Source organism: Salinarimonas sp. NSM, assembly GCF_052380005.1.
Classification (GTDB): domain Bacteria; phylum Pseudomonadota; class Alphaproteobacteria; order Rhizobiales; family Beijerinckiaceae; genus Salinarimonas.
Window position 1 is genome coordinate 1 of record NZ_JBQTCJ010000069.1, and the last position, 23,512, is coordinate 23,512.

Genomic DNA, 23,512 nt, shown 5'->3' on the forward strand with positions numbered 1-23,512 from the left:
GGCGTGGGACAGGTGCCCCGCTTCCCCGCCGCCGGCCGTCGTGGTGTTCGCCTGCGGGGCCGCGGGCGCGGGCTCGTCCTTCGATGCGGGCTTCGGCTCGGGAGCCGCCGGCGCGCCGCCGGCTGCCGGAGCCTGGACGCTCTTGGGGTCCTCGCCCTCCTCGGCGATGACCCCGATGACGTCGTTCACCGGCACGTCCGCCGTGCCTTCGGGGACCACGATCCTCGCGAGCACGCCCTCGTCGACGGCCTCGACTTCCATCGTCGCCTTGTCGGTCTCGATCTCGGCGAGGATGTCACCGGATTTGACCGTGTCGCCTTCCTTCTTGAGCCACTTGGCGAGGTTGCCCTTCTCCATCGTGGGGGACAGGGCGGGCATCAGGATGTTGATGGGCATCGTCGCAGGATCCTGAGCTTGAACGGGAATGGTCAGTTCACGGCGCGGGGCGAGCCGGGATCGGAGGGATCGGCGAGCTCCTGGTCGATGCCCTCGCGGATGTGCGCGAAGGCCTCCTCGGCGCTCATGCCGGTCTCGGCGGCGTAGACGTGCGCCACCTGGCGCGCGAGATCGACCAGGAGCACGCCCCAGGTGTAGGGATCGTCGAAGGAGCGCCGCAGGGTGAGGGACACCGCGCCCTCGACGACGCTCGCGCGCAGCACCTCGTGACCGCCCTTCTCGCGGACGTCCGGCGGCGGCTCGAGCTCGTGGAAGAGCGGGGTGTCGTCGTCACCGGCCATGAGCGCCCTCCCCGCTCAGCGGTAGCAGACGGCCTTGACCGCCTGCACCACCTCCGCCACCGACGGCAGCGCGAGCTTCTCGAGGTTGGCCGCGTACGGCATCGGCACGTCCTTGCCGGTGACGCGGGCGACCGGCGCGTCGAGATAGTCGAAGGCGTCCGCCTGGACGCGCATCGCGATCTCGGCGGAGACGCCCGACTGCGGGAAACCCTCCTCGACGCACACGCAGCGCCCGGTCTTCATCACCGAGGCGACCACCGTCTCCGAATCCATCGGTCGGATGGTGCGCAGGTCGACGACCTCGCAGGAGATGCCCTCGCCTTCCAGCTCGTGCGCGGCCTTGAGCGCGTAGGTCATGCCGATGCCGAAGGACACGATGGTGCAGTCCGTTCCCTGGCGGTGGACCTTGGCCTTGCCGATCGGGACCGTGAAGTCGTCGAGCTTCGGCACCGGGAAGGACTGGCCGTAGAGGATCTCGTTCTCGAGGAATATCACCGGGTTGGGGTCGCGGATGGCGCTCTTGAGGAGCCCCTTCGCGTCCGCCGCGGTGTAGGGCATCACGACCTTGAGGCCGGGCACGTTCGAGTACCAGGCGGCGTAGTCGTGGCTGTGCTGGGCGGCGACGCGGGCGGCGGCGCCGTTGGGGCCGCGGAAGACGATCGGCGCGCCGAGCTGGCCGCCGGACATGTAGAGGGTCTTCGCCGCCGAGTTGATGATCTGGTCGATCGCCTGCATGGCGAAGTTGAAGGTCATGAACTCGACGATCGGCCGCAGCCCGGCGAAGGACGCCCCGACCCCGAGGCCGGCGAAGCCGTGCTCGGTGATCGGCGTGTCGATCACCCGGCGCCCGCCGAACTCCTGCAGCAGGCCCTGGGTGACCTTGTAGGCGCCCTGGTACTCGGCCACCTCCTCGCCCATGACGAAGACGCTCTCGTCGCGGCGCATCTCCTCGGCCATGGCATCGCGCAGGGCCTCGCGCACCGTAGTGTTGACCATCTCGGTACCGGCGGGGATCTCCTGCGTCGCGTCGTAGACGCCCTCCGGGCGCATCACGGCGGGCGCGGCAGGGCGGGCGACCGGGGCGGTCGCCTCGGTCGGGCCGGCGCCGGCGGGCTGGGCCGCCATGCCCTCGGCCGCCATCTGCGCCGGCGCGCCGCCGGCGGACTCAGGCGCCGGGGACGGCGCGGGCGCCGACCCGCCCGAGGAGGCGGCCGCCGACACGTCCTCGCCCTCCTCGGCGATGATCGCGATGGGCGTGTTGACCGCGACGTTGTCGGTGTCTTCCGCGACCAGGATCTTGGCGAGGACGCCTTCGTCCACCGCCTCGACCTCCATGGTCGCCTTGTCGGTCTCGATCTCGGCGAGGATGTCGCCGGATTTCACCGTGTCGCCTTCCTTCTTCAGCCACTTGGCGAGCTTCCCCTGCTCCATGGTCGGGGAGAGGGCGGGCATCAGGACGTCGATGGGCATGGACCTGCGCTCTTCGGTCGACGGCAGGCGCGCGCCCCGCCGGACGGGGGCGCGCTGCCGGAGGGAGGGAGATCAGTGGAGGATGTCGGTATAGAGCTCGGACGCGTCGGGCTCCGGATCGCTGGTCGCGAAGTCCGCCGCCTCGTTGACGATCTTACGGATCTGCCCGTCGATGCCCTTGAGCTCGTCCTCCGGCACGCCGAACTCGCCGATCAGGCGTCGGCGCACCTGCTCGATCGGGTCGTGCTCCTCGCGCATGCGCGAGACCTCGTCCTTGGTGCGGTACTTGGCGGGGTCCGACATCGAGTGCCCCCGATAGCGGTAGGTGAGCATCTCGAGGATGTAGGGCCCCTCGCCGGAACGGGCGTGCTCGATGGCGCGCGCGCCCGCGGCCTTCACCGCGCGGATGTCCATCCCGTCGACCTGCTCGCCGGGGATGCCGAAGGAGAGCCCGCGCTTGGAGAAGTCCGACTGCGCCGCCGAGCGCGTCACGGACGTGCCCATGGCGTAGCGGTTGTTCTCGATCACGTAGACGACGGGCAGCTTCCAGAGCGCCGCCATGTTGAAGCTCTCGTAGACCTGGCCCTGGTTGGCCGCGCCGTCGCCGAAATAGACCATGCTGACGCGGTCCTCGCCGCGGTAGCGGTTGGCGAAGGCGATGCCCGTGCCGAGCGGCACCTGGGCGCCCACGATGCCGTGCCCTCCGTAGAAGTTCTTCTCCTTGGAGAACATGTGCATGGAGCCGCCCTTGCCCTTCGAGTAGCCGCCGCGGCGGCCCGTGAGCTCGGCGAGCACCCCCTTGGGATCCATGCCCGTGACCAGCATGTGGCCGTGGTCGCGGTAGCCGGTGATGACCTGGTCACCGTCCGTCGACGCCATCTGCATGCCCACCACCACGGCCTCCTGGCCGATGTAGAGGTGGCAGAAGCCGCCGATCAGGCCCATGCCGTACATCTGGCCCGCCTTCTCCTCGAAGCGGCGGATCAGCAGCATCTCGCGATAGGCGTGTAGCTCCTCCTCCTTGCCGAGGGTGGGAGCGTTGGTCGCCGAGCCCTTCGCCGCGCGCCCCTTCGCCGGGGACTTGGTCGCAGCCGACTTGGCGGAAGCGGACTTGCTGGATGCGGACGCGCCCTGCGTCCGACGTGCAGCCGTGGCCATGCACACCTCCGAGACGTTTTCCTCGCGTGATGTCTTAGCCCAACTAAAGTTGGAAAGCGAGAGCGCAAACGCCCCTTCGCAAACGCGGTAGGCTCGTCCCATGTGCCTCGGAATCAAGGAATTTTATAAATCAACTGGTTTTCAGTTGATCGAAGTTTCGCCGCGCTCCGGCGGGACGTCCGCGGCCGGTCCCAGCATGATCACGACGTCGTTGGCGTGGACGCGCCCGAGCATCAGCCGCGCCTGCTCCTCCAGCAGGTCGCGGTCGATCTGCTCGGCGCGCACGAGGGCGATGCGGTGCTGCCAATCGGCCCGCTCGCGGGCGAGCGCGTCCAGAGTCGCGGCGATGCGCTCGCGCTCGACCTGGAGCTCGCGCTTGGCGTCGAGCCCGCGCTGGCCCGATTGGGCATGGTGCACGAAATAGCCGACCGCCAGCCCGGACACCCCGTAGAGCGCGAGCGGAATCAGGACGGCGCGGAGGCGTTTCTTGACGACCATGGCGCGATCGTCGGCGGCGATGGTGAAGGATCGGTTAAGCCGCCGCGGCGCGGCGCGCCTTGGGGAAGCGCTGGAGGAAGCGCGGCTCCTTCTCGGAGGCGATGCGCACGACGAAGTCGACCCCCTCCTCGCCGTCGCGCCGCGCGAAGATCTCGGCCTGCTCGTAGAGCCAGTTGATGCCCGCGCCGTCGCCGGGATCGAGCGTCACGGCGTAGGTCGGGCGGTCGCGGGCGATGCGGTCCTCGACGACGCGCAGCAGTTCCTCGATCCCCTCCCCCGTCACCGCGGAGACGAGCGCGGGGCGCTCGTGCGGATCCATGCGGGCGATGACGGCCTCGAGCCGCGCGCGCTCGTCGGCGTCGATCAGGTCGGCCTTGTTCCAGACCTCGATGATCCGCCCGCGATCCTCCGGGTCGATGTCGAGGTCGCGCAGGACCTGGCGCACGTCCTCCGCCTGAGCCAGCGTCTCGCCGTGCGAGACGTCGCGCACGTGGAGCAGCACGTCGGCCTCGATCACGTCCTCCAGCGTCGCCCGGAAGGCGGCGACGAGCATCGTCGGCAGGTCGGAGATGAAGCCCACCGTGTCCGACAGGATCGCCTTCTCGCCGTGCGGCAGCGCGATCGCCCGCGAGGTCGGGTCGAGGGTGGCGAAGAGCATGTTCTCCGCCATCACCTCCGCCCGCGTCATGCGGTTGAAGAGCGTCGACTTGCCGGCGTTGGTGTAGCCGACCAGCGCGATGATCGGGTACGGCACGCGCCGACGCGAGGTGCGGTGGAGCGCGCGGGTGCGCGTCACCGTCTCGAGGTCGCGCTCGATACGCGTCATGCGCTCCTGGATCTGGCGGCGGTCCGCCTCGATCTGGGTCTCGCCCGGGCCGCCGAGGAAGCCGTAGCCGCCCCTCTGGCGCTCGAGGTGGGTCCAGGAGCGCACGAGCCGGCTCTTCTGGTAGTTCAGGTGCGCGAGCTCGACCTGGAGCGCGCCCTCCTTCGTGCGCGCACGGCGCCCGAAGATCTCGAGGATCAGCCCCGTGCGGTCGATGACCTTGGCGCCCCATTCCTTCTCGAGATTGCGCTGCTGCACGGGCGAGAGGGCGCAGTCCATCACCACGAGACGGATCTCGTGCGCGGTCACGATGCCCTTGAGCTCCTCCACCTTGCCCTTGCCGAGATAGGTCGCCGGGCGCGGCGCCGAGAGCTGCGTGACGATCGCCTCCACGACGCGCAGGTCGATGGCGCCGGCGAGGCCGACGGCCTCCTCCAGGCGCGATTCGAAGGCGCGAGGGTTGGGCGGCGGACCGTCAGCCTCGCCGCCCGAGCGGCGTCGCGTCAGGTACGGACCGACGACGAGCGTCGGCGTCCCCGAGGCGACCTCCTTCTCGGGCTCGGCGAGACGCCGGAGCCGTTCCTCGACGGGCGGGTTCGCCTCGCTCACCAATCAGCCTCTCTCGTCAGCCCTTCTCGGCGCCCTCGTCGGCCTGCTCGAACAGCTGGATCGGCTGACCCGGCATGATCGTGGAGATCGCGTGCTTGTAGACGAGCTGTGAATGACCGTCGCGGCGCAGCAGGACGCAGAAATTGTCGAACCATGTCACAACGCCTTGGAGCTTCACGCCGTTCACGAGGAAGATGGTCAAGGGGACCTTGTTCTTCCGCACGTGGTTGAGGAACGTATCCTGGAGATTCTGCGCGCGCTCGCCCGCCATGAGTTTGCCTCGCCACCCTGCCGCCGCCGGTCTTGGAGGCCAGGAGCCATGGAGCTTAGATCGGCCGCTTGATCGGCGGCCCTGAACCGGCACCGCCCATTACAGATGGGAGGTCGGCTCAAGGCAAGCCCCTCGAAGGTTCGTACGCGCTTTTTCGCACGTATAACCCCGATGACGCGTGCGTCGCCTCAGGCGTGCACGCCCAGCGACTTCAGCTTTCGATGGAGCGCCGAGCGCTCCATGCCGATGAACTCCGCCGTGCGTGAGATGTTGCCGGAGAATCGGGCGATCTGCGCCATCAGGTACTCGCGCTCGAAGATCTCGCGCGCCTCCCGCAGCGGCAGGCTCATCAGCTTCTCGCCCCCCGCCCCGCTCGGCGTCGCCGGCACGAGCGCGCCGACCTCCGCGGGGAGCATGTCCGCCGAGATCTCCGTCTCGGCGTCGCCGGCGGCGAGAATCATCAGCCGCTCGACGTTGTTGCGCAGCTGGCGCACGTTGCCCGGCCAGTCGTGAGACTGGAGCACGGCGAGCGCGTCGTGGCCGATCCGCCGGGGCGCGAGGCCGGTGGCGCGGGAGATCTGCTCCATGAAGAACCCGATCAGCTCCGGCACGTCCTCCCGCCGCTCGGCGAGCGAGGGCACCCGGATCGGGACGACGGAGAGGCGGTGGAACAGGTCCTCGCGCAGGCGCCCGGCCGAGATCTCGGCCGCGAGGTCGCGGCTCGAGGATGAGACGATGCGCACGTCCACGTGCACGCGCGTCGAGCCGCCCACGCGCTGGAAGTTCTGCTCGACGAGGACGCGCAGGATGCGCGCCTGGGTCTCCTTGGGGAAGTCGGCGATCTCGTCGATGTAGAGCGTCCCGCCGTGCGCCTCCTCCAGCGCGCCGACGCGGCGCTCGCGCGCCTCCCCCGATTCGATGCCGAAGAGCTCGGCCTCCATCGTGTCGGGCGTGATCGTCGCCGCGTTGATCACCACGAAGGGGCCGTTGGCGCGCGTCGAGAGGCCGTGCAGCGTGCGTGCCACGAGCTCCTTGCCGGAGCCCGGCGCGCCTGTGACGAGCACGCGCGCGTTCGTCGGCGCGACCCGCTCCACCGTCTGGCGCAGCTGGTTCATGACCGGCGACTTGCCGCAGATCCGGCTCGCCTGGGCGGAGCGGGCCTTGAGCTCGCGCACCTCGCGCTTGAGCCGCGAGGCCTCCAGCGCCCGCTCGGCGACGAGCACGAGGCGATCGGCCTTGAACGGCTTCTCGATGAAGTCGTAGGCCCCGAGCTTGATCGCCGAGACGGCGGTCTCGATGTTGCCGTGGCCCGAAATCATCACGATCGGCAATTCGGGATGGCTCGCCTTGACCTGCTCGAGCACCTGCAGCCCGTCGAGCCGCGAGCCCTGGAGCCAGATGTCGAGGAAGACGAGGTGCGGCCGGCGGCTCTCGATCGCCGCCAGCGCGTCGTCGGACGAGCCCGCGGTTCGGCAGCGGTGGCCCTCGTCCTCGAGGATTCCCGCGACGAGGTCGCGGATGTCGGTCTCGTCGTCGACGATGAGGATGTCGGCGCTCATGGCGATGTCGCCCCCGAGGTCTGCGCCGGCTCGGCGCTCGGCGTGTGTGCGCCCGCGCCGGGCGCGGGGTCGGCGGGGAACCAGAGGCGCACCCACGCGCCACGGCCCTCCGGGTTGTCGCGGAGCTCGACGCCGCCGCCGTGCTCCTCGAAGATCTTGGCGACGATGGGCAGGCCGAGACCGGTGCCCTTCTCGCGGGTGGTCATGTAGGGCTCGAGCAGCCGATGGCGGTTCTCCACCGGGAAGCCGCGGCCGTTGTCGATCACGTCGATGGCGACGATGCCGTCCGGCCGCTGCACGCGCACGACGATGCGCCCCTCCCCCTTCGGCACGTCCGGCGATTCGGCGAGGGCCTCGGCCGCGTTCTTGAGGATGTTGCCCACCGCCTGCGACACCAGCCGCCGGTCGAAGCGCGCCGTGATCGGCGCCTCCGGCAGCTCGTCGACGAAGGCGATGTCGGGGTGCGCGATGCGCAGCATGAACACCGCCTGGCGGACCGTGTCGCAGAGGTCCTCGTCGCCGACGAGAGTCGGCTTGGGCATGCGCGCGAAGGAGGAGAACTCGTCGACCATGCGCTTGATGTCGTCCACCTGGCGCACGATCGTGTCGGTGCACTGGTCGAAGACGGCGCGATCCTCGGTGATCACCTTGCCGTACTTGCGCCGGATGCGCTCGGCCGAGAGCTGGATCGGCGTCAGCGGGTTCTTGATCTCGTGGGCGATGCGCCGCGCGACGTCCGCCCAGGCCGACGTGCGCTGGGCGGTGACGAGGTCGGTGATGTCGTCGAGTGTGACGACGAAGCCCTTCTCGTCGCCGCGTGCCTGCTCCGAGGTCACGCGCACGTCGACCGTGCGCTCGCGCCCGCCGCGCTGGATCGCGATCTGCTCCTGGGTCAGCCGGGCGCGCGAGGCGCGGGCGGTCTCGACGAGGGCGGCGAGCTCGGGCAGCGCCTGCGCCGCGGGGCGCCCCACGACGTCGGCCTCGCCGACGCCGAACAGGCGCTCGGCCGAGGGGTTCATGATCGTCACGACCCCGTGCGCGTCGAGCCCGATGACGCCCGCCGAGACGCCCGAGAGCACGGCCTCCGTGAAGCGCCGGCGCTGGTCGATGACGTGGCTCGCCGCGGTGAGCCCGTCGTGCTGGCGGCGCAGCTCCGATGTCATGGCGTTGAAGGTCTGGCCGAGGAAGGCGAGGTCGCCCTCGGCCCTGCGCACCGGCACCTGGACGTAGTAGTTCCCCTCAGCGACCTGCTGCGTCGCACGGATCAGCCGCCTGATCGGCGAGACCAGCGTGTCGGCGGAGCCGAGGCCGAACCAGATCGCCGAGAGCAGGATGATGAGCGTGATCACCGCCAGCATCGAGGCGAAGGCGACCTGGATGCCCGACGAGAGCTGCTCGAGCAGCCGGTAGTAGCTCATGCCCGCTTCCGCCTCGTTGGGGAAGTCGAGCGCGCGGCGGTCGACGAAGCGGGTGACGAAGAGGATGCGCCCGTCGTGCTCCTGGAGCCTCAGAATCGAGCGAAGCACCGAATCCTCGCGCGGCACGAGGCACAGCGCGTCCTCGACCTCGGCGTCGGCGAGGTCCGCCGGGCCGGGAACCTCGAGTCCGGGAATGGGGACGTTGACGATCTCCTCTACGACCGTGCCGTCCGCCTCGACCATCATCGCCACGGGAAAGCCGAGGAAGACGGCGCGCGAGCGCATGAACTCGCGGAAGAGATCCGGATCGGCGTCGTAGAGCACCTTGGCGCGGTCGAGATCGGCCGCCATCAGCGTCGTCTCGCGGGCCAACGTGCGGCATTGCAGCTCGCGATACTCGTGGGCGATCTCGACGGTGTTCTGCAGGAGCGTGTCGATCCAGCCCGAGAACCAGGGCTCGAGCCCGCGCGCGAGCGCGATCGAGGCCACGACCGCGACGACGACGACCGGCACGGTCGCGATGCCGCTGAACAGCACGACGAAGCGCAGGTGCAGGCGCGCGCCCGCCGCCCCCGCGCGCCGCGCGCGCAGCAGCCGGCGGCCCTGGACCGCCATCATCAAGGCGAGCGCGAGGATGAAGCCGATGTTGATGAAGAGCGCGTTGAGGGTGACGGCCTCGGTCGGCTGGATCGGGGTGAGCCCGGACAGGATCAGGAAGCTCGCGAGCGCCGAGACGAGGGCGGAGACCACGAGCACGAGGCCGACCCAGCCCGGCCCGGTCGCGGCGATCTCCTCGTCCGGATTGATCTTGCGTCGCCTGTCCTTCACGTCGCCCTCGGGCCTGCGCCGTCGATTCGCCGACGGGCGCTGATGCGTTCACACAACAGTGTGGCGAAACTAATACAGTAGCGAACGGGAAGGAACAGGGTCTCAGCGCATCGTCTCCAGCACATCCAGCCGGAAGGTCCGGTTGCCCGACGCCTGGTGCACGTGTTCTCCTTCCCTGTAGAAAGGTGGCGCCGGCGAAGCCGGTGACGGATGGGGCGCGGAGCGAAGCGAGGCCTTCCGCGAAGCGGAAGAGCACCGTGTCCGCCGCCATGGTCGCATGTCGGCTTCGCCGAACGCGCGTTCCGCGCGCCCCATCCGTCTCGTCGGCTTCGCCGCCGAGCCACCTTCCCCAACAGGGATGGACAGGGGTCGTCCGGCGTCCTCCGCGCACCTCTACGACGGCTCACGCGCCCGCCGCGGCGTCGGTCTCGGCGGGGCCCTCTCCCTGCGAACGCCCGCGGAACCCCGTCGCCAGGACGAACAGCTCGGCCGAGTCGGCCCGGCTCGCCGCCGGCTTCACGTGCCGCACCTGGGCGAAGTCGCGTTTCAGGTCGGCCAGCAGCGTATGCTCGGTCCCGCCGCGCAGGACCTTGCAGAGGAAGGTGCCGCCGGGCGCGAGCACCTCGCGGGCGAACTCCACGCCGGCCTCGGCGAGGCCCATGATGCGCAGGTGGTCGGTCTTCTTGTGGCCGGTGGCGTTGGCCGCCATGTCGGACATGACGACGTCGGCCTCGCCGCCGAGCAGCGCCTTGAGGCGCGCGGGCGCCTCCTCCTCGAGGAAGTCGAGCATGAGGAAGGTGGCACCGGGCATCGGCTCGACCGGCAACAGATCGATGCCGACGATCGTCGCGCGGTCCGAGCGCTCGAGCCCGATCTTGCGTGCCGCCACCTGAGACCAGCCGCCCGGCGCCGCGCCGAGGTCGACGATCCGCTGGCCGGCCTTGAGGAACTTGTGCTTCTCGTCGATCTCGACGAGCTTGAAGGCGGCGCGCGAGCGCAGGCCCTCGGCCTTGGCGCGCACGACGTAGGGGTCGTTGAGCTGGCGCTCCAGCCAGCGCTGCGAGGAGGTCGTGCGTCCGCGCGCGCTCTTCACGCGGACCTTCATCGCGCGCGGGGCGCCGGTCTTCTTCTTGTCGCTCAAGGCTCTAGGCTCGTCGGTGTGCGGGAGGTCGAAGCGGCCGGCCGCTCAGCGCCGGCGGCGGCGCCAGACCCCGTCCTCGCGCATCAGGTTCATCAGGATGCCCTCGCGCAGGCCGCGATCGGCGATGCGCAGGCGTGGCGAGGGGAAGGCGCGGCGGATCGCCTCCAGGATCGCGCAACCCGCGAGCACGAGGTCCGCCCGGTCGCGGCCGATGCAGGGGTGCGTCGCGCGGTCGTCGTAGTTCGAGACGATCAGGTCGTCGATGACGCGATCGATGTCGCGATCCGCCATCCAGAGCCCGTCGACCCGCCGTCGGTCGTAGCGCGGCAGATCGAGGAAGATCCCGCCGAGCGTCGTCACCGTGCCGGACGTGCCGAGCAGGTGGAAGCCGGGCGCGTTGCTCGCCGAGCTCGCCGCGATCTGGAAGGGCTCGAGCAGGGTCTGTACCTCCTCGACCATCCGCTCGAAGCTCTCGTGCGTCACGTGCACCCCGCCGTGCCGCTCGGCGACGGTGACGACGCCCACGGGCAGCGAATCCCACGCGCGGATGCGCTTGCAGGGGTCGGACATCGGGCTCGTCGCCCGTCCGTCGAGCCAGGCGATCTCGGTCGAGCCGCCGCCGATGTCGAAGATCACGACGGAATGCGCGTTGGGATCGGCCAACGCCGCGCAGCCGGTGACGGCGAGATAGGCCTCGGTGCGCCGGTCGACGATCTCGAGGTCGAGGCCGACCTCCTCCTGCACCTGCTCGACGAAGCTCTCGCCGTTGCGCGCCGAGCGGCAGGCCTCGGTGGCGATGAGGCGCGCGCGGCGCACGCCCTTCGTCGCCATCTTGTCCCGGCATACGCGCAGCGCCTCGAGCGTACGATCGATGGCATGGGAGCTGAGCCGCTCGCTCGCCGCGAGCCCCTCCCCCAGCCGCACGATTCGCGAGAACGCGTCGACGACGCGGAAACCGTGGCGGGACGGCTCCGCGATGAGGAGGCGACAATTGTTGGTGCCGAGGTCGAGCGCGGCGTAGGCGCTGCCGTCGGCCGGGCGCATGCGACGCGGCCCCGCGAAGGCCGCCGCCGCATCGGGCAGGACCGGCGTCGGCGGGGGCGCCGCTGCCAGGGGCGTCAGAGCCGGGCTCGACCCGGTATCCACGACCTTCGGCTGATCTCCGACATTGACGAGCAAGTCCATCATCCGTTTGCGGCGTCGCCTCCGGGGAGGTTCGCCTGGCTACTTGCTCTCAATGTAAGCGCCGCGCCCCCTCGATGCCAAGGGCGTAAATCTACCGCGCCTGCGCACCGGGCCGGCCGGGCGGCCACTGCCGGGCCGACCTCAGGCGGCGGACTTCGGGGCGATCTGCGCCGGCACCGTGCGCGCCACGGGGCGCAGCAGGCTCTTGACCTGCAGGTAGGGCCGAGGGCGGTTGATCACCTCGTCGAGGCGCGACCAGAGCACCTTGGGCGAGAAGGGCTTGGCGATGATCTCGTTGACGCCGAGCCCCACCGCGCGGTCGACGATGTAGCGGCGCGGCTTCGACATCATGACGATGATCGGCACCGTCGGCGCGGGCGAGGTGGTCGGCGTGCGGGTGAGCCGGATGAACTCCTCGCCCGAGAGGATGGCGAGGTCCCAGTCGAGGATGACGAGATCGGGCTTCGATTCGGACAGGACGCCCAGCGCCTCGGCGCCGTCCGGCGCCTCCAGCACGCGCTTGATGCCCACGCGGGTGAGCATGTCACGCAGGATTCGCCGCACGTAGAGGCTCTCGTCGACGACGAGGGCGGCGAGGTCGGGGAATGTCGGCGTCGCGATCATGCTTCCGGGCACATCCGTGTTCACGCGGAGTTTGGTCCGACAACCTTTTCGGCTTCGCTAACGTTGATCGATCGCGGCGCACCGCCGCGGCGCCGAAGACACGAGGATGGGATGATGGTGATGCGTTCGCGCCTTCGGGCTCTCGCCCCGCCCGCCGTCGCGCTCGGTGTCCTGGCCGCGGTCGTCGGGCACTCGACGAGCGTCCCCGCGACCGCGTGGGACGTCGCCGAGGGCCGCGCCATCGCCGAGCGCTGGTGCGCGTCCTGCCACCTCGTCTCGCCGGACCAGGCGACCGCGATGGACGGTGTGGCGAGCTTCCGGGAGGTCGCCGAGCGCGGCCCTCTCGGGGACGGGGGGCTGGAGGCCTTCCTCGCCGATCCCCATCCGGTCATGCCCGACATGTCGCTGACGAACCGGGAGATCGCCGACCTCACCGCCTATATCGACAGCCTCGCGGACTGACGGTTTCGGACGATCGCGCACATACGCAGGCGGGCGCGATCACCCCTCGACCGAGTGGCGGGCGGGGTCGCGCAGTCGGCTGATCGCGGCGTCCCGCTCGGCCCGACGCCGACGGCGCGCCGCGGCGGCGGCCGCGCGCATCGTGTCCGCGTGGCGCGGAGGACCCTGCCGGGGCCCGAGCGCCTCGCGCAGGACCTGGAGGTCCTCGCGGGAGTAGTGGGATTCGTGGTCCAGGATCGGCACTGGCCGGCCTCCTCGGCGCGATCACGAAGTGTTACCGATGCATTAACATCGCACGAAGTCGTCGGTTCCGCGATTGGTACTAGAACGACCCTGCACGGGGCTGGCGACCGACGGCGTGTCGCGCTCCCGCCTTTGTCCAGCGGCGGAACCTTCACGACCTTCGTCGGTTGCCGCTCCCGTTCGGTTCACGGGAGAAGACGGAGATGGCGAGCGAGCCGGTCGAGGCGCTGGGCGCCGGGGCCCAGGCCACGGACGAGGCGAACGCGCCGCCGCCCCCGCCCGCGCGCGGCGCAGCCAGGCGCGCGCTCCTCCTCGTGAACGCCGGCAGCCGCCGCGCGCCGGAGCTGATGGAGACGGCGGTCGCACGCCTGCGCGCCCGCGAGGACCTGGAGGTGGTGCTCGAGGATTGCCGCGAGCCGGAAACGCTCTCCGACATCATCCGCGCCCACCGCGACGACGTCGAGATGGTCATCGTCGGCGGGGGAGACGGCACGATGAACGCCGCCGCCCGCGGCCTGATCGACACGGGGCTGCCGCTCGGCATCCTGCCGCTGGGCACCGCCAACGACCTCGCCCGCACGCTCGGTATTCCCGAGGACCTCGACGCCGCCGCCGACGTGATCATCGCCGGCCACACCCGCCGGATCGACTGCGGCGAGGTGAACGGGCGGCCATTCTTCAACGTCGCCTCGATCGGGCTCTCGGCCGAGCTCGCGCGTGGGCTCACCCGCGACCTCAAGAGACGCTTCGGCAAGCTCGGGTATGCCATTGCCGCCGTACAGGTCCTGGCACGGGCACGACCGTTCCGCGCCACCATCGAGAGCGCCGGCGAGCGCGCCCGGGTCTCGACCTTCCAGATCGCCGTCGGCAACGGGCGCCACTACGGCGGCGGGATGACGGTGGACGAGGACGCGCGGATCGACGACGCGACGCTCCACCTCTACAGCCTGGAGATGCGCCGGCCCTGGGAGCTGCTGCGGCTCGCGGGCTCGTTCCGCTCCGGCCGGCACGTCGCCTTCGAGGACGTGCGCTCGCGCGCGGCCGCCGCCTTCACCGTGACGACGCGCAAGCCGCGCTCGATCAACGCCGACGGGGAGCTGATCACGCACACGCCCGCGCGCTTCCGCGTGCTGGCGAAAGCGGTGACGGTGCTCGTCCCGCCGGACGCGCCGGATCCGGCCTGAGGCTCAGGCCGAGCCGGTGCGCGCCAGCGGCACCACGTTGTGGCCCGTGCGATCCTGCTCGACGAAGCGGCGGATGTTCCGTGCGGCCTGGCGGATGCGCTGCTCGTTCTCCACGAGCGCGATGCGCACGTAGTCGTCTCCGTGCTCGCCGAAGCCGATGCCCGGCGCCACCGCGACCTCCGCCTTCTCGACCAGCAGCTTCGAGAACTCCAGCGAGCCGAGGTGACGGTAGCGCTCGGGGATCGGCACCCAGGCGAACATCGACGCGGCGGGCGGCGGGATCTCCCAGCCGGCCTTGGCGAAGCTCTCGACGAGCGCGTCGCGCCGGCGCTGGTAGATGGCGCGCGTCTCGGCGATGCAGTCCTCCGGCCCGTTGAGCGCGGCGGTCGCCGCGACCTGCACGGGCGTGAAGGCGCCGTAGTCGAGATAGGACTTCACACGGGCGAGCGCGGCGAGCAGCCGCTCGTTGCCGACCGCGAAGCCGATGCGCCAGCCCGCCATCGAGAAGGTCTTCGACATCGAGGTGAACTCGACGGCGACGTCGACCGCGCCGGGCACCTGCAGGATCGAGGGCGGCGGCACGCCGTCGAAGTAGATCTCGGCGTAGGCGAGGTCGGAGAGCACGATCAGCTCGTGCTTCTTGGCGAAGGCGATCACGTCCTTGTAGAAATCGAGGTCCGCCGTGAAGCCCGTGGGGTTCGAGGGGTAGCAGACGACGAGCGCCAGCGGCTTGGGGATCGAGTGGACGACCGCGCGCTCGAGCGCGTGGAAGAACGCGGGCGTCGCCTCCGCGGGCACCGAGCGGATCGCGCCGCCCGCCATCAGGAAGCCGAAGGCGTGGAGCGGGTAGCTCGGGTTCGGCACGAGCACGACGTCGCCCGGCGCCGTGATGGCCTGCGCCATGTTGGCGAAGCCCTCCTTCGAGCCGAGCGTGACGACGACCTGGCTGTCGGGGTTCAGCTTCACGCCGAAGCGCCGGTCGTAGTAGCCGGCCTGGGCGCGGCGCAGGCCGGCGATGCCCTTGGAGGCCGAGTAGCGGTCCGTGCGCGGGCGCCCCGCGGTCTCGGCGAGCTTCGCGACGATGTGCGCGGGCGCCGGCAGGTCCGGGTTGCCCATGCCGAGGTCGATGATGTCGGCGCCCCCGGCGCGTGCGGCGGCCTTGATCCGGTTCACATGCTCGAAGACGTAGGTCGGCAGGCGCTTGATGCGGTGAAATTCGGTCATGGCGAGGTCCAGGATTGCCGAGGAGGCGTGGGCGGTCTCTCTAGCACGGCGTGGTTAACGAGGCATCAGCCGAATGTCGCAGCCACGCTCACCGGGAGGCCGGAGGCGGTGCGGGATCGTCGGAGATCGGCGGCAGCGGCGGCACCACGACCGGCGCGGGGTCGGGCCCGATGGCGAGGCTGCGAGCCCGCTCGCCACGCTCGAGGGCGGCCTCGAGATCGGCCTCGAGCGCGGCGCGGGCCTCGGCGACCTCCTCGGGCGTCTTCGGGTCGGTCTCGCGGCGCAACGTGGGGCGGACCGGTACGTAGCCCGTCGGCCCGCCGGCGCGCGTCTCCTCGACGAAGGTCGGCGCCTGCTGCGGCGGGGAGCCGGCGCCGACGGCGACGAAGACGTCGCGCACGGGGTTGAGATCCCCCGCGCAACCGGCGAGCATCAGCGCGGCCGCCGCTGCGGCGGCGAGCGTCATCGAATTGCGCGTTACGCGTGGCATGGACACTCCGGTGGCAGGCTCGCCGGGGAACGCCGATGCATCGGGCGTCTTCCGGTCTAGCGACCACCATATCGCGTTCGGTAGAGTGTCGAAAGGACGGCGTGGGCAGGGAGGCCCGCGCGTGCCGTCGGGAAGGGAAGCGTCCGTGAGCGACAACAGAAGGTCCGAGGGACCCCGCGCAACGCCCAGCGATCATCCGCAGCCCGATCTCGAGGCGATGTCGCACAACATGGCGCGCCTCGTCGAGGAATACGGCAAGGCCACCGCCGCCTACCTCAAGCCGATCGAGGAGCGCCGCGCCAAGGCCGGCATGGCCGACGAGATGTCGGACATGGTCAAGACGCTCGTCCACGTCACCGAGCGCTGGCTGATCGACCCGCAGAAGGCGATCGAGGCGCAGGCGCGGCTGGGCGCCTCCTTCTTCGACATCTGGTCGTCCTCCCTGCGCCGGATGCAGGGCGAGGACGTCGCCCCCGCCGCGGCGCCGGACCCGAAGGACGCGCGCTTCAAGGACGCGGAGTGGTCCGACAACGCCTATTTCGACTTCCTCAAGCAGGCCTACCTCGCCACCTCCCGCTGGGCGGAGAGCATGGTCGAGGACGCGGAGGGCATCGACGAGGCCACCCGCCAGAAGGCGCGCTTCTACGTCCGCCAGATGTCGAGCGCGCTCTCGCCCTCGAACTTCCTCGGCACGAACCCCGAGCTGATCCGCGAGACCATGCGCGAATCGGGCGCGAACCTCGTGCGCGGCATGCAGATGCTCGCCGAGGACATCGAGGCCGGCGGTGGCGAATTGAAGATCCGCCAGTCCGACCCGGGCCGCTTCCAGGTCGGCGTCAATCTGGCCACCACGCCCGGCAAGGTGGTCTTCCGCAACGAGCTGATCGAGCTGCTGCAGTACACGCCCACGACCGACACGGTCCTGAAGCGGCCGCTGCTGATCGTTCCGCCGTGGATCAACAAGTTCTACATCCTCGACCTCAACGAGCAGAAGAGCTTCATCCGCTGGGCGGTCTCGCAGGGGCTGACCGTCTTCTGCATCTCCTGGGTGAACCCGGACGCGCGCCTCGCGGAGAAGAGCTTCGAGCACTACATGCGCGAGGGCGTCTTCGCCGCCCTCGACGCCATCGAGCAGGCGACCGGCGAGAAGAGGGTCACCGCCATCGGCTATTGCGTGGGCGGGACGCTGCTGTCCACGGCGCTCGGCTACATGGCGGCGACGAAGGACGACCGCATCGCCTCGGCGACGCTGTTCACGACGCAGGTCGACTTCACCCACGCCGGGGACCTCAAGGTCTTCGCCGACGAGGTGGGGATCAAGGCGATAGAGGAGACGATGAAGGCGCGCGGCTATCTCGAGGGCTCGCGCATGGCCTCGGCCTTCAACATGCTGCGGCCCAACGACCTGATCTGGCCCTACATCGTCAACGTCTACCTCAAGGGCCAGGCGCCCTTCCCCTTCGACCTGCTCTACTGGAACTCGGATTCGACGCGCATGCCCGCGGCGAACCACTCGTTCTACCTGCGCAACTGCTACCTCGAGAACAACCTCAGCCGCGGCAAGGTGACGATCGGCGGCAAGAAGATCGACCTGAAGAAGGTGAAGATCCCGATCTTCAACCTCGCCACCCGCGAGGACCACATCGCCCCGGCGAAATCGGTCTTCCTCGGCTGCTCGGCCTTCGGCGGCCCGGTCGAGTACGTGCTCGCGGGCTCGGGCCACATCGCCGGCGTCGTCAACCCGCCCGCGAAGCCGAAGTACCAGTACTGGACCGGGGCCGAGCCCGAGGGCGAGCTCGAGGACTGGATCGCGCAGGCGAAGGAGCATCCCGGTACCTGGTGGCCCTACTGGTTCTCCTGGATCGAGGCGCAGGCCCCCGAGCGGGTCCCGGCCCGCGAGCCCGGCGGCGGCAAGCTGCCCCCGCTCGGGGACGCGCCGGGAACCTACGTGCTCGTGAAGTCCTGACCGAGCACGGATCGCCGCCGCCGGCGAGCGGGCACGCCGCGGCGCGCTTGAATCTCGCGCGATATGTTGATACCAACACGTCATGCCGACACGCATGCCCGATCGCCTGGAGCCCGACACCGTCCGCCACGTCGCGACCACCTGCCTGTGCCTGCATGCGCAGCGGGCGGCGCGGGCGCTGGCGCGGCTGTTCGACAATGCTCTGCGGCCGCTCGGGCTGACGAACGGGCAGTTCTCGCTGCTGATGGCGCTCAACCGCCCCGACCCGCCGACGATCGGCGCGCTCGCGCCCTTTCTCGCCATGGACCGCACCTCGCTGACGGCCGCTCTCAAGCCGCTGGAGCGCCGTGGGCTCGTGCGGGTCGAGGCCGCCGCGCACGACCGGCGCAGCCGCGTGGTGGCGATCACGCCCGAGGGCGTCGCCCTGCTGCGCGAGGCGCTGCCGATCTGGCGGGAGACGCACGCCCGCCTCGACGCGACGCTGGGCGACGAGATGTCGGACCGGCTGCGGGAGGGCTTGCGGGAGGTTCCGCAGGCCGCCGCGGCGGAAGCCGATGGATGAGGCGCGGGCACGGCGCCGGTTCGCGGCCCGGTGCACCGCCGTCTCCAACACGGGAGGACGCGCCATGGCGCGAGGCGAGATCCGGGTTCTGGTCGGCACCACCAAGGGCGTCTTCGTCGTCTCGGGACGCGAGGAGCGCACCGCCTGGCGCGTGGAGGGCCCCTTCTGCGACGGCTGGCCCATCAACCACGTGATCGGCGATCCCGAGACCGGGACACTCTGGGCCGGCGGCGGCGGGGCCTTCCACGGCGCCGGCGTCTGGCGCTCGCGGGACGGCGGCGCGAGCTGGAGCGTGGTGCGGCTCACGTCCGGCCAGATGGACGCGTGGGCGGCGGCCGACGCGGACTTCGCCGCGATGGTCGGCTGGACCGACGCGCCCCTGCCCTTCGGCGACGCCTTCTCGCAGGTCTGGAGCCTGTGCTTCGCGCACGGGGCGCTGTGGGCCGGCACGAAGCCCGCGAGCCTCCTCGTCAGCCGCGACGGCGGGGAGACCTGGGCACGCGTGGAGAGCCTCACCGACCATCCGTCCGCGCAGAGCTGGAACCCGGGCGCCGCCGGCCTCGTGCTGCACACGATCGTGCCGCACCCGACCGATCCGGCGAAGCTGTGGATCGGCATCTCGGCGGCGGGCGTCTTCGCCACCGAGGACGGCGGGGCGACGTGGGAGCGGCGCAACCGCGTCTCCAACGCGGAGGCCTGCCACGGCCATACGCATCCGGCGGCGCCACGCGACGGCGAGATCGGGCACTGCGTCCACAACATGATGCGCGCCCCCGGCGAGGGGGACGTGCTCTACCAGCAGAACCACCACGGCGTCTGGCGTTCCGCCGACGGCGGGCGCAGCTGGGACGACGTGACGGACGGCCTGCCCTCGACCTTCGGATTCCCCATCCGCGTGCACCCGCGGGACGCGCGCACGGTCTGGACGTTCCCGCTCAACGGCGACAGCGCCGGGCGCTTCCCGCCCGACGCCGCGGCGGCGGTCTGGCGCTCCCGCGACGGTGGCGAGACCTGGGCCGACCTGCGCACCGGCCTGCCGCAGACCTCCTGCTACTTCACGGTGCTGCGCCAGGCGATGGCGGGCGACGCACGCGAGCCGGCGGGCGTCTACTTCGGCACGAACTCGGGCTCGGTCTTCGCCAGCCGCGACGAGGGCGAGCGCTGGGAGGAGATCGCCCGCCACCTGCCGACGATCCTATCGGTCGAGACCGTGGAGGTCGGCGGCTGAGCGGGACGGGCGCGTGGCTCTTCCCGCGGGCGCCGGGGCGCCCTATCACTGTGGGACGAAGCGACCTGGGCCGTCTCATGCGCAAGCTCGTCAAGATCCTGCACTCGATCGCCGCCGGCGGGCTCATCGGCGGGCTCGGCGCCTATGCGGCCCTGCTCCTGGCGGGGCCGCAGGAGACGGCGGACGCCTATGCCGACCTGCGCCAGTCCATCGCCGTCCTGAGCAACTGGGTCGTCCTCCCCTCGCTCGCGGTCGCCCTCGTCTCCGGGCTCCTCTCGATGATCGTTCATCGCCCCTTCCTCGACACGGGCTGGGTGTGGATCAAGGCGGGGCTCGGCATCCTCATGTTCAAGGGCACGCTGACGATCGTCAGCGCGAAGGCGGACTACGCCGCGACGATGGCCGCGCGGATGGCGGCAGGAGAAGCGCCGCCGGATGCGCTCGCCGGCATGATCCGGCTCGAATGGGGAACGCTCGCCGTCGTCTTCGCCATCGCGGTGGCGAACGTCGTGCTCGGCATCTGGCGCCCGCGCCTCGTGCGCATCCCCGACGCGGGGAGCCGCGGACGCGGAGCGCCGGCCACCGCTTCCGGCGAGGCGGCGCGTTAACCACGACGACTGTCCTGCGAAGAATCGTTTCGTCCCGTCTCGCCCTGTGCGGCGCAGCACGCTAAGCTCGTTAACGCATCGTTAACGTTTGGAGCTTGCGATGAGGCGGCTCGAGGTCGAGAGGGACAAGCGGGTCCCGGGCGGACGCGCCTGGCTGGTCGTCACCGGCCAGCCCGCCCCGGCTCGCGTGATCCGCATCAGCCGCGACGTCGCCGGCGCTCCGTTCCTGGGGCCCGACGGGTGGTCGTCCGGGCGCGCGGACCTGCCGGTCGGCGGCGCCGTGGTGCAGGACGGGACGCTGCGCATCCCGCTCGGTCCCGACATCGTCGACCGGATCGCCGAGGACGAGCTCGTCCGAATTGCGCTGCCCGAGCTCGGCATCGAGGAGGAGATCGTCTGGCCCGCGATCCCCGCCGCGCCGCGATCGAGCGGCCACCGCATCGTCGAGCCGACCGCCGAGGCGCGGGTCCCGCCCCCGATCGACACGAGGCCGGCCACGCCGCCGCCTCCCGCGGCGGAGCCTCCCTCCGCTCCCGGGCCGGACCGGTCGCCGGGGACCTCGGACGACCCGGCGTCCGGTCGGTCCGCGTCGGACGCGGCCGACCAGAACGCCGTCCGCGCCGCCGATGGCGACCGGGCCGATGGCGACCGGGTCGATCGAAGGCGCAGTGACGCCGATGTCCCCCGCCCGCCGCCGCGCCGCTGGCGGCGGTCGCTCGCCGCGGCCGCGCTCCTCCTCCTCGCCCTCGGCGCCCTGGCGATCCTCGCGCTCGTCGCCCTCGTGCCGCTGGAGACCGAGCGCGCGCGTGTCGTCTTCACCGGCCCGGCCGGCGGCCCGTTCACGCCGCAGGTCCACGAGGCGGGCCTGCGCCGCGCGGCCTCGGTGCGCTGGCTCGAGCCCCACGTCCTGCGCGAGGCACCCCTCCTCGACACGCCGACGGCGGATCCGGCGCTCGACCTCGCGCTGGCCGAAGGCCCGGCGCTGGGCTGGACCCTCGCCGTACGCCCGGGCGCGGAGGCGGTGCTGCTCGACGCCGGCACGCACGATCGCTCGATCCTGCTGGTGGAGCGTCGCTTCGGCATCGAGTTCCCCGTCACGATCCCGGTCCGCTTCGTGGTCGAGCCGGGTCCCGCGCAGATCGTGACGGACCCGGCCGACGGCATCGTCTTCCGCGGCCCCGTGGGCGGACCCTTCGTCGCAGCCGAGAACCGCGTGCGGCTGTCGAACCCCGCGCTTCGCCCCGCCGACTGGGAGGTCGCGAACGCGCCCGGCTGGCTCGTCGTCGATGGCGCGGGCGGCCGGCTCGAGCCGCGCGCACGGGCGGAGCTCGTCCTCGCGACGGCGCCGGCGGCGGACACGCTGCAGCCGGGGACGCACAGCGGCACGCTCGCGGTCGCGGAGGCCGGCGGACGCCACACCCACCTCGTGCCCGTGCGCCTGGAGATCACGCCCCCGCGCGTCGGCCTGGAGCCCGACGTCATCGCCTTCTCCGGCGAGGAGGGCGGCCCCTTCACGCCGCTCGCCGGCGAGTTCCTGGTCTCGACGGATGCGACGCGCGTGCGCTGGCGCATCGTCGAGGGATCCGGTGCCTGGGTGGCGGCCGCGCCCGCGGACGGCGAGACGGCCAACGCCACGCCGGCGCGCATCCGCATCACGCCGTCGGATGCGGCCCGGGCGCTGCCCCCGGGCACCTACGAGCGTCGCCTGGCGGTCCTCCTCGACGGGGGCGCGACGATGGCGCGGACCGTGCGGCTCGTCGTGTGGCCCCGCCCGGACTGGGCGCTCGCCTGCGACGGCGCCGCCGGCTTCCGCTTCGACGGCGACCGGCCGGACGGGCGCCCGTTCATGGACGACTCGGCCTTCCTGGACGTCACGGCGCTCGAGGAGGGCATCGGCGCCTGCGGGCGCGTGGCGGGAGCCTCCCCGGAGGATGCGCGCCGCACCGAGGTCCAGCTCGGACGCCTCCTCGCGGAGCGCGCCGTCCGCAAGGCGCGACGCGGCGACCGCGCGGGTGCGGCATCGGACATGAGGCGGGCGACGGACCTCTGGCGCAGCGCGGCGCAGCGCGGATCCGCCTACGCCATGAACCTGCTCGGTGCGCATGCCGGAGGCACCTTCAACAGGGCGGCGGGCTACGCCTTCGTCTCCCCGGACCGGGCCCAGGCCACGGAATGGTGGCGGCGCGCCGCCGACCGCGGCAACGTCATCGCGCAGGCGAACTACGCCGTGGAGCTGCTGCGGGGGGAGGTCGTGCGCCGGGACGTGCGCCGTGCCCTGACGCTGCTGCGCGCGGCGAGCGCCCGAGGCTACGAGCGCGCGACCTACGTCCTGGGCGAGGCGCTCTACTACGACTATCCGAGCGAGGTTCCCGAGGACGTCGTGACGGGGCTGCGCCTCCTCCAGCAGGTCGCCTGCGCCGAGCCGGCGGCCATGGAGGTCATCGACCGCGAGATCGCGCGCGGGCGGCTCCCGCAGCGGACTCGGCCGCGCTGCTGAGATCACGGCCGAGGCCGAATTCGAATCGTGGCGATTGCATGGCGAGGACGCCTGCGGTTAACGTTCACTAAGGAAGGCATGAGCCGACTGCACGTTGGCCCATCGTCGACCGGAAAACCAAAGAGCACGGCTTGATCCTGGGATCGTCCGCTGCCTTGATCACGCCGACGGGGGCGGTCGTCCATGCCGGAAAGCAACGTGTTCGTGCGCGGCAACGCGCTGAGCGGTCTCAGTGAGACCCAGGTCGGCGGCGAATCGGTCCTCGACACCTATGAGCGTGTCATACCACGCCTGCGTGCGCTCGCCGGAGACGAAGCCGCGGCTCTGTTCGCGCGGCCCGCGGTCATGCGCGGCAACGGCGAGACGCAGACGAGCGTGTCCTGGTACGTGCCCCGGGCGGGCGCGGTTCGAGCCTGGTCGGCGCTCTCGGCCGACGAGCGGATCCAGGTCGGTGCCGAGATCCGCAGCCGGCTCGACCGGCTGCGTGCGGCGTTCGACGACCCCGAGATCGGCGACACGGTGCAGAGCTGGCTCGCGATCCCCTCGCTCGAGCAGGACCTGGTGCTCGTCGGCGGCGAGCCGCATCTCCTCAACTGGGGCCTCGTGCCCGAATCGGTCGCGGACGACGCGTCGGCGCGCCACGCGCATTTCCGCCGGACGCTCGGCCTCTTCGGCGCCGAGGAGACGTCGTCCCCGCGGATCGGCTCGCGCGCGGCCTCGGCCGGGG

23 protein-coding genes are annotated in these 23,512 nt (G+C 71.2%); 8 read left to right on the forward strand and 15 right to left on the reverse strand.

The annotated features are described in order from the left end of the window. The 12 genes from ACTZWW_RS19600 to ACTZWW_RS19655 all read right to left on the reverse strand — a co-directional run. On the reverse strand, positions 1–396 hold a 396-nt coding region (locus tag ACTZWW_RS19600; RefSeq protein ID WP_444782653.1), incomplete at its 3' end, for a biotin/lipoyl-containing protein. A gap of 32 nt (positions 397–428) precedes the next feature. After that, a complete protein-coding gene (locus tag ACTZWW_RS19605) occupies positions 429–737 on the reverse strand; it encodes a DUF5076 domain-containing protein (protein ID WP_444782654.1) in 309 nt (102 codons plus the stop codon). A 15-nt stretch (positions 738–752) separates the two neighbouring features. Further along, positions 753–2,207 carry a pyruvate dehydrogenase complex E1 component subunit beta gene (locus ACTZWW_RS19610; RefSeq protein ID WP_444782655.1) on the reverse strand — a complete coding sequence of 485 codons (1,455 nt, stop codon included), beginning with the start codon at positions 2,205–2,207 and terminating at the stop codon, positions 753–755. Positions 2,208–2,279: 72 nt separating this feature from the next. Continuing rightward, positions 2,280–3,365, reverse strand: coding sequence for a pyruvate dehydrogenase (acetyl-transferring) E1 component subunit alpha (pdhA, locus tag ACTZWW_RS19615; RefSeq protein WP_444782656.1), 1,086 nt, complete (start codon positions 3,363–3,365; stop codon positions 2,280–2,282). 141 nt (positions 3,366–3,506) lie between these two features. After that, the gene (locus ACTZWW_RS19620; RefSeq protein WP_444782657.1) at positions 3,507–3,863 is read right to left on the reverse strand and encodes an FtsB family cell division protein; all 357 of its coding nucleotides are present in this window, start codon (positions 3,861–3,863) and stop codon (positions 3,507–3,509) included. Positions 3,864–3,897: 34 nt separating this feature from the next. After that, entirely contained in the window at positions 3,898–5,295 is a 1,398-nt protein-coding gene (gene hflX / locus ACTZWW_RS19625; RefSeq protein WP_444782658.1) for a GTPase HflX, read from the reverse strand. Positions 5,296–5,311: 16 nt separating this feature from the next. Continuing rightward, a complete protein-coding gene (gene hfq, locus ACTZWW_RS19630; RefSeq protein ID WP_444782659.1) occupies positions 5,312–5,566 on the reverse strand; it encodes an RNA chaperone Hfq in 255 nt (84 codons plus the stop codon). Positions 5,567–5,754: 188 nt separating this feature from the next. Beyond that, positions 5,755–7,125: a nitrogen assimilation response regulator NtrX gene (ntrX, locus tag ACTZWW_RS19635; protein WP_444782660.1), complete on the reverse strand. Its 1,371-nt coding sequence runs from the start codon at positions 7,123–7,125 to the stop codon at positions 5,755–5,757. Further along, positions 7,122–9,371 (reverse strand): sensor histidine kinase, encoded by a 2,250-nt coding sequence (locus ACTZWW_RS19640; protein WP_444782661.1) that lies wholly within the window; start codon positions 9,369–9,371, stop codon positions 7,122–7,124. Before ACTZWW_RS19640 ends, ntrX begins: the two co-directional genes overlap by 4 nt. A 403-nt stretch (positions 9,372–9,774) precedes the next feature. After that, positions 9,775–10,512, reverse strand: coding sequence for an RlmE family RNA methyltransferase (locus tag ACTZWW_RS19645; protein ID WP_444782662.1), 738 nt, complete (start codon positions 10,510–10,512; stop codon positions 9,775–9,777). Positions 10,513–10,557: 45 nt separating this feature from the next. Then, the gene (locus ACTZWW_RS19650; protein WP_444782674.1) at positions 10,558–11,556 is read right to left on the reverse strand and encodes a Ppx/GppA phosphatase family protein; all 999 of its coding nucleotides are present in this window, start codon (positions 11,554–11,556) and stop codon (positions 10,558–10,560) included. A 282-nt stretch (positions 11,557–11,838) separates the two neighbouring features. After that, on the reverse strand, positions 11,839–12,321 hold the full coding sequence (locus tag ACTZWW_RS19655; RefSeq protein WP_444782663.1) for a response regulator: 483 nt from the start codon (positions 12,319–12,321) through the stop codon (positions 11,839–11,841). Between the two features lie 120 nt (positions 12,322–12,441). Between ACTZWW_RS19655 and ACTZWW_RS19660 the strand changes: the two genes are divergently transcribed. Then, on the forward strand, positions 12,442–12,783 hold the full coding sequence (locus ACTZWW_RS19660) for a c-type cytochrome (RefSeq protein ID WP_444782664.1): 342 nt from the start codon (positions 12,442–12,444) through the stop codon (positions 12,781–12,783). Between the two features lie 39 nt (positions 12,784–12,822). Here ACTZWW_RS19660 and ACTZWW_RS19665 read toward each other — a convergent pair whose 3' ends face one another. Continuing rightward, positions 12,823–13,026, reverse strand: a complete 204-nt coding sequence (locus ACTZWW_RS19665) for a hypothetical protein (protein ID WP_444782665.1) — start codon at positions 13,024–13,026, stop codon at positions 12,823–12,825. A gap of 203 nt (positions 13,027–13,229) precedes the next feature. Between ACTZWW_RS19665 and ACTZWW_RS19670 the strand changes: the two genes are divergently transcribed. After that, positions 13,230–14,210, forward strand: coding sequence for a lipid kinase (locus ACTZWW_RS19670; RefSeq protein ID WP_444782666.1), 981 nt, complete (start codon positions 13,230–13,232; stop codon positions 14,208–14,210). Positions 14,211–14,213: 3 nt separating this feature from the next. Here ACTZWW_RS19670 and ACTZWW_RS19675 read toward each other — a convergent pair whose 3' ends face one another. Beyond that, positions 14,214–15,434: an LL-diaminopimelate aminotransferase gene (locus ACTZWW_RS19675; RefSeq protein ID WP_444782667.1), complete on the reverse strand. Its 1,221-nt coding sequence runs from the start codon at positions 15,432–15,434 to the stop codon at positions 14,214–14,216. Between the two features lie 88 nt (positions 15,435–15,522). Then, a complete protein-coding gene (locus ACTZWW_RS19680; protein ID WP_444782668.1) occupies positions 15,523–15,924 on the reverse strand; it encodes a hypothetical protein in 402 nt (133 codons plus the stop codon). Between the two features lie 217 nt (positions 15,925–16,141). Here ACTZWW_RS19680 and ACTZWW_RS19685 point away from each other — a divergent pair, with 217 nt between their 5' ends. The 6 genes from ACTZWW_RS19685 to ACTZWW_RS19710 form a co-directional block, all read left to right on the forward strand. Further along, a complete protein-coding gene (locus ACTZWW_RS19685; RefSeq protein WP_444782675.1) occupies positions 16,142–17,890 on the forward strand; it encodes a PHA/PHB synthase family protein in 1,749 nt (582 codons plus the stop codon). A 94-nt stretch (positions 17,891–17,984) separates the two neighbouring features. Continuing rightward, positions 17,985–18,452, forward strand: coding sequence for a MarR family winged helix-turn-helix transcriptional regulator (locus tag ACTZWW_RS19690; RefSeq protein WP_444782669.1), 468 nt, complete (start codon positions 17,985–17,987; stop codon positions 18,450–18,452). A 64-nt stretch (positions 18,453–18,516) separates the two neighbouring features. Continuing rightward, positions 18,517–19,680 carry a WD40/YVTN/BNR-like repeat-containing protein gene (locus ACTZWW_RS19695; RefSeq protein ID WP_444782670.1) on the forward strand — a complete coding sequence of 388 codons (1,164 nt, stop codon included), beginning with the start codon at positions 18,517–18,519 and terminating at the stop codon, positions 19,678–19,680. Positions 19,681–19,757: 77 nt separating this feature from the next. After that, entirely contained in the window at positions 19,758–20,288 is a 531-nt protein-coding gene (locus ACTZWW_RS19700) for a DUF2269 family protein (protein WP_444782671.1), read from the forward strand. 100 nt (positions 20,289–20,388) lie between these two features. Then, positions 20,389–22,785, forward strand: a complete 2,397-nt coding sequence (locus tag ACTZWW_RS19705) for a tetratricopeptide repeat protein (protein WP_444782672.1) — start codon at positions 20,389–20,391, stop codon at positions 22,783–22,785. 183 nt (positions 22,786–22,968) lie between these two features. Continuing rightward, positions 22,969–23,512, forward strand: a 544-nt coding sequence (locus ACTZWW_RS19710; RefSeq protein ID WP_444782673.1) for a hypothetical protein, incomplete at its 3' end; no start/stop codon positions are given.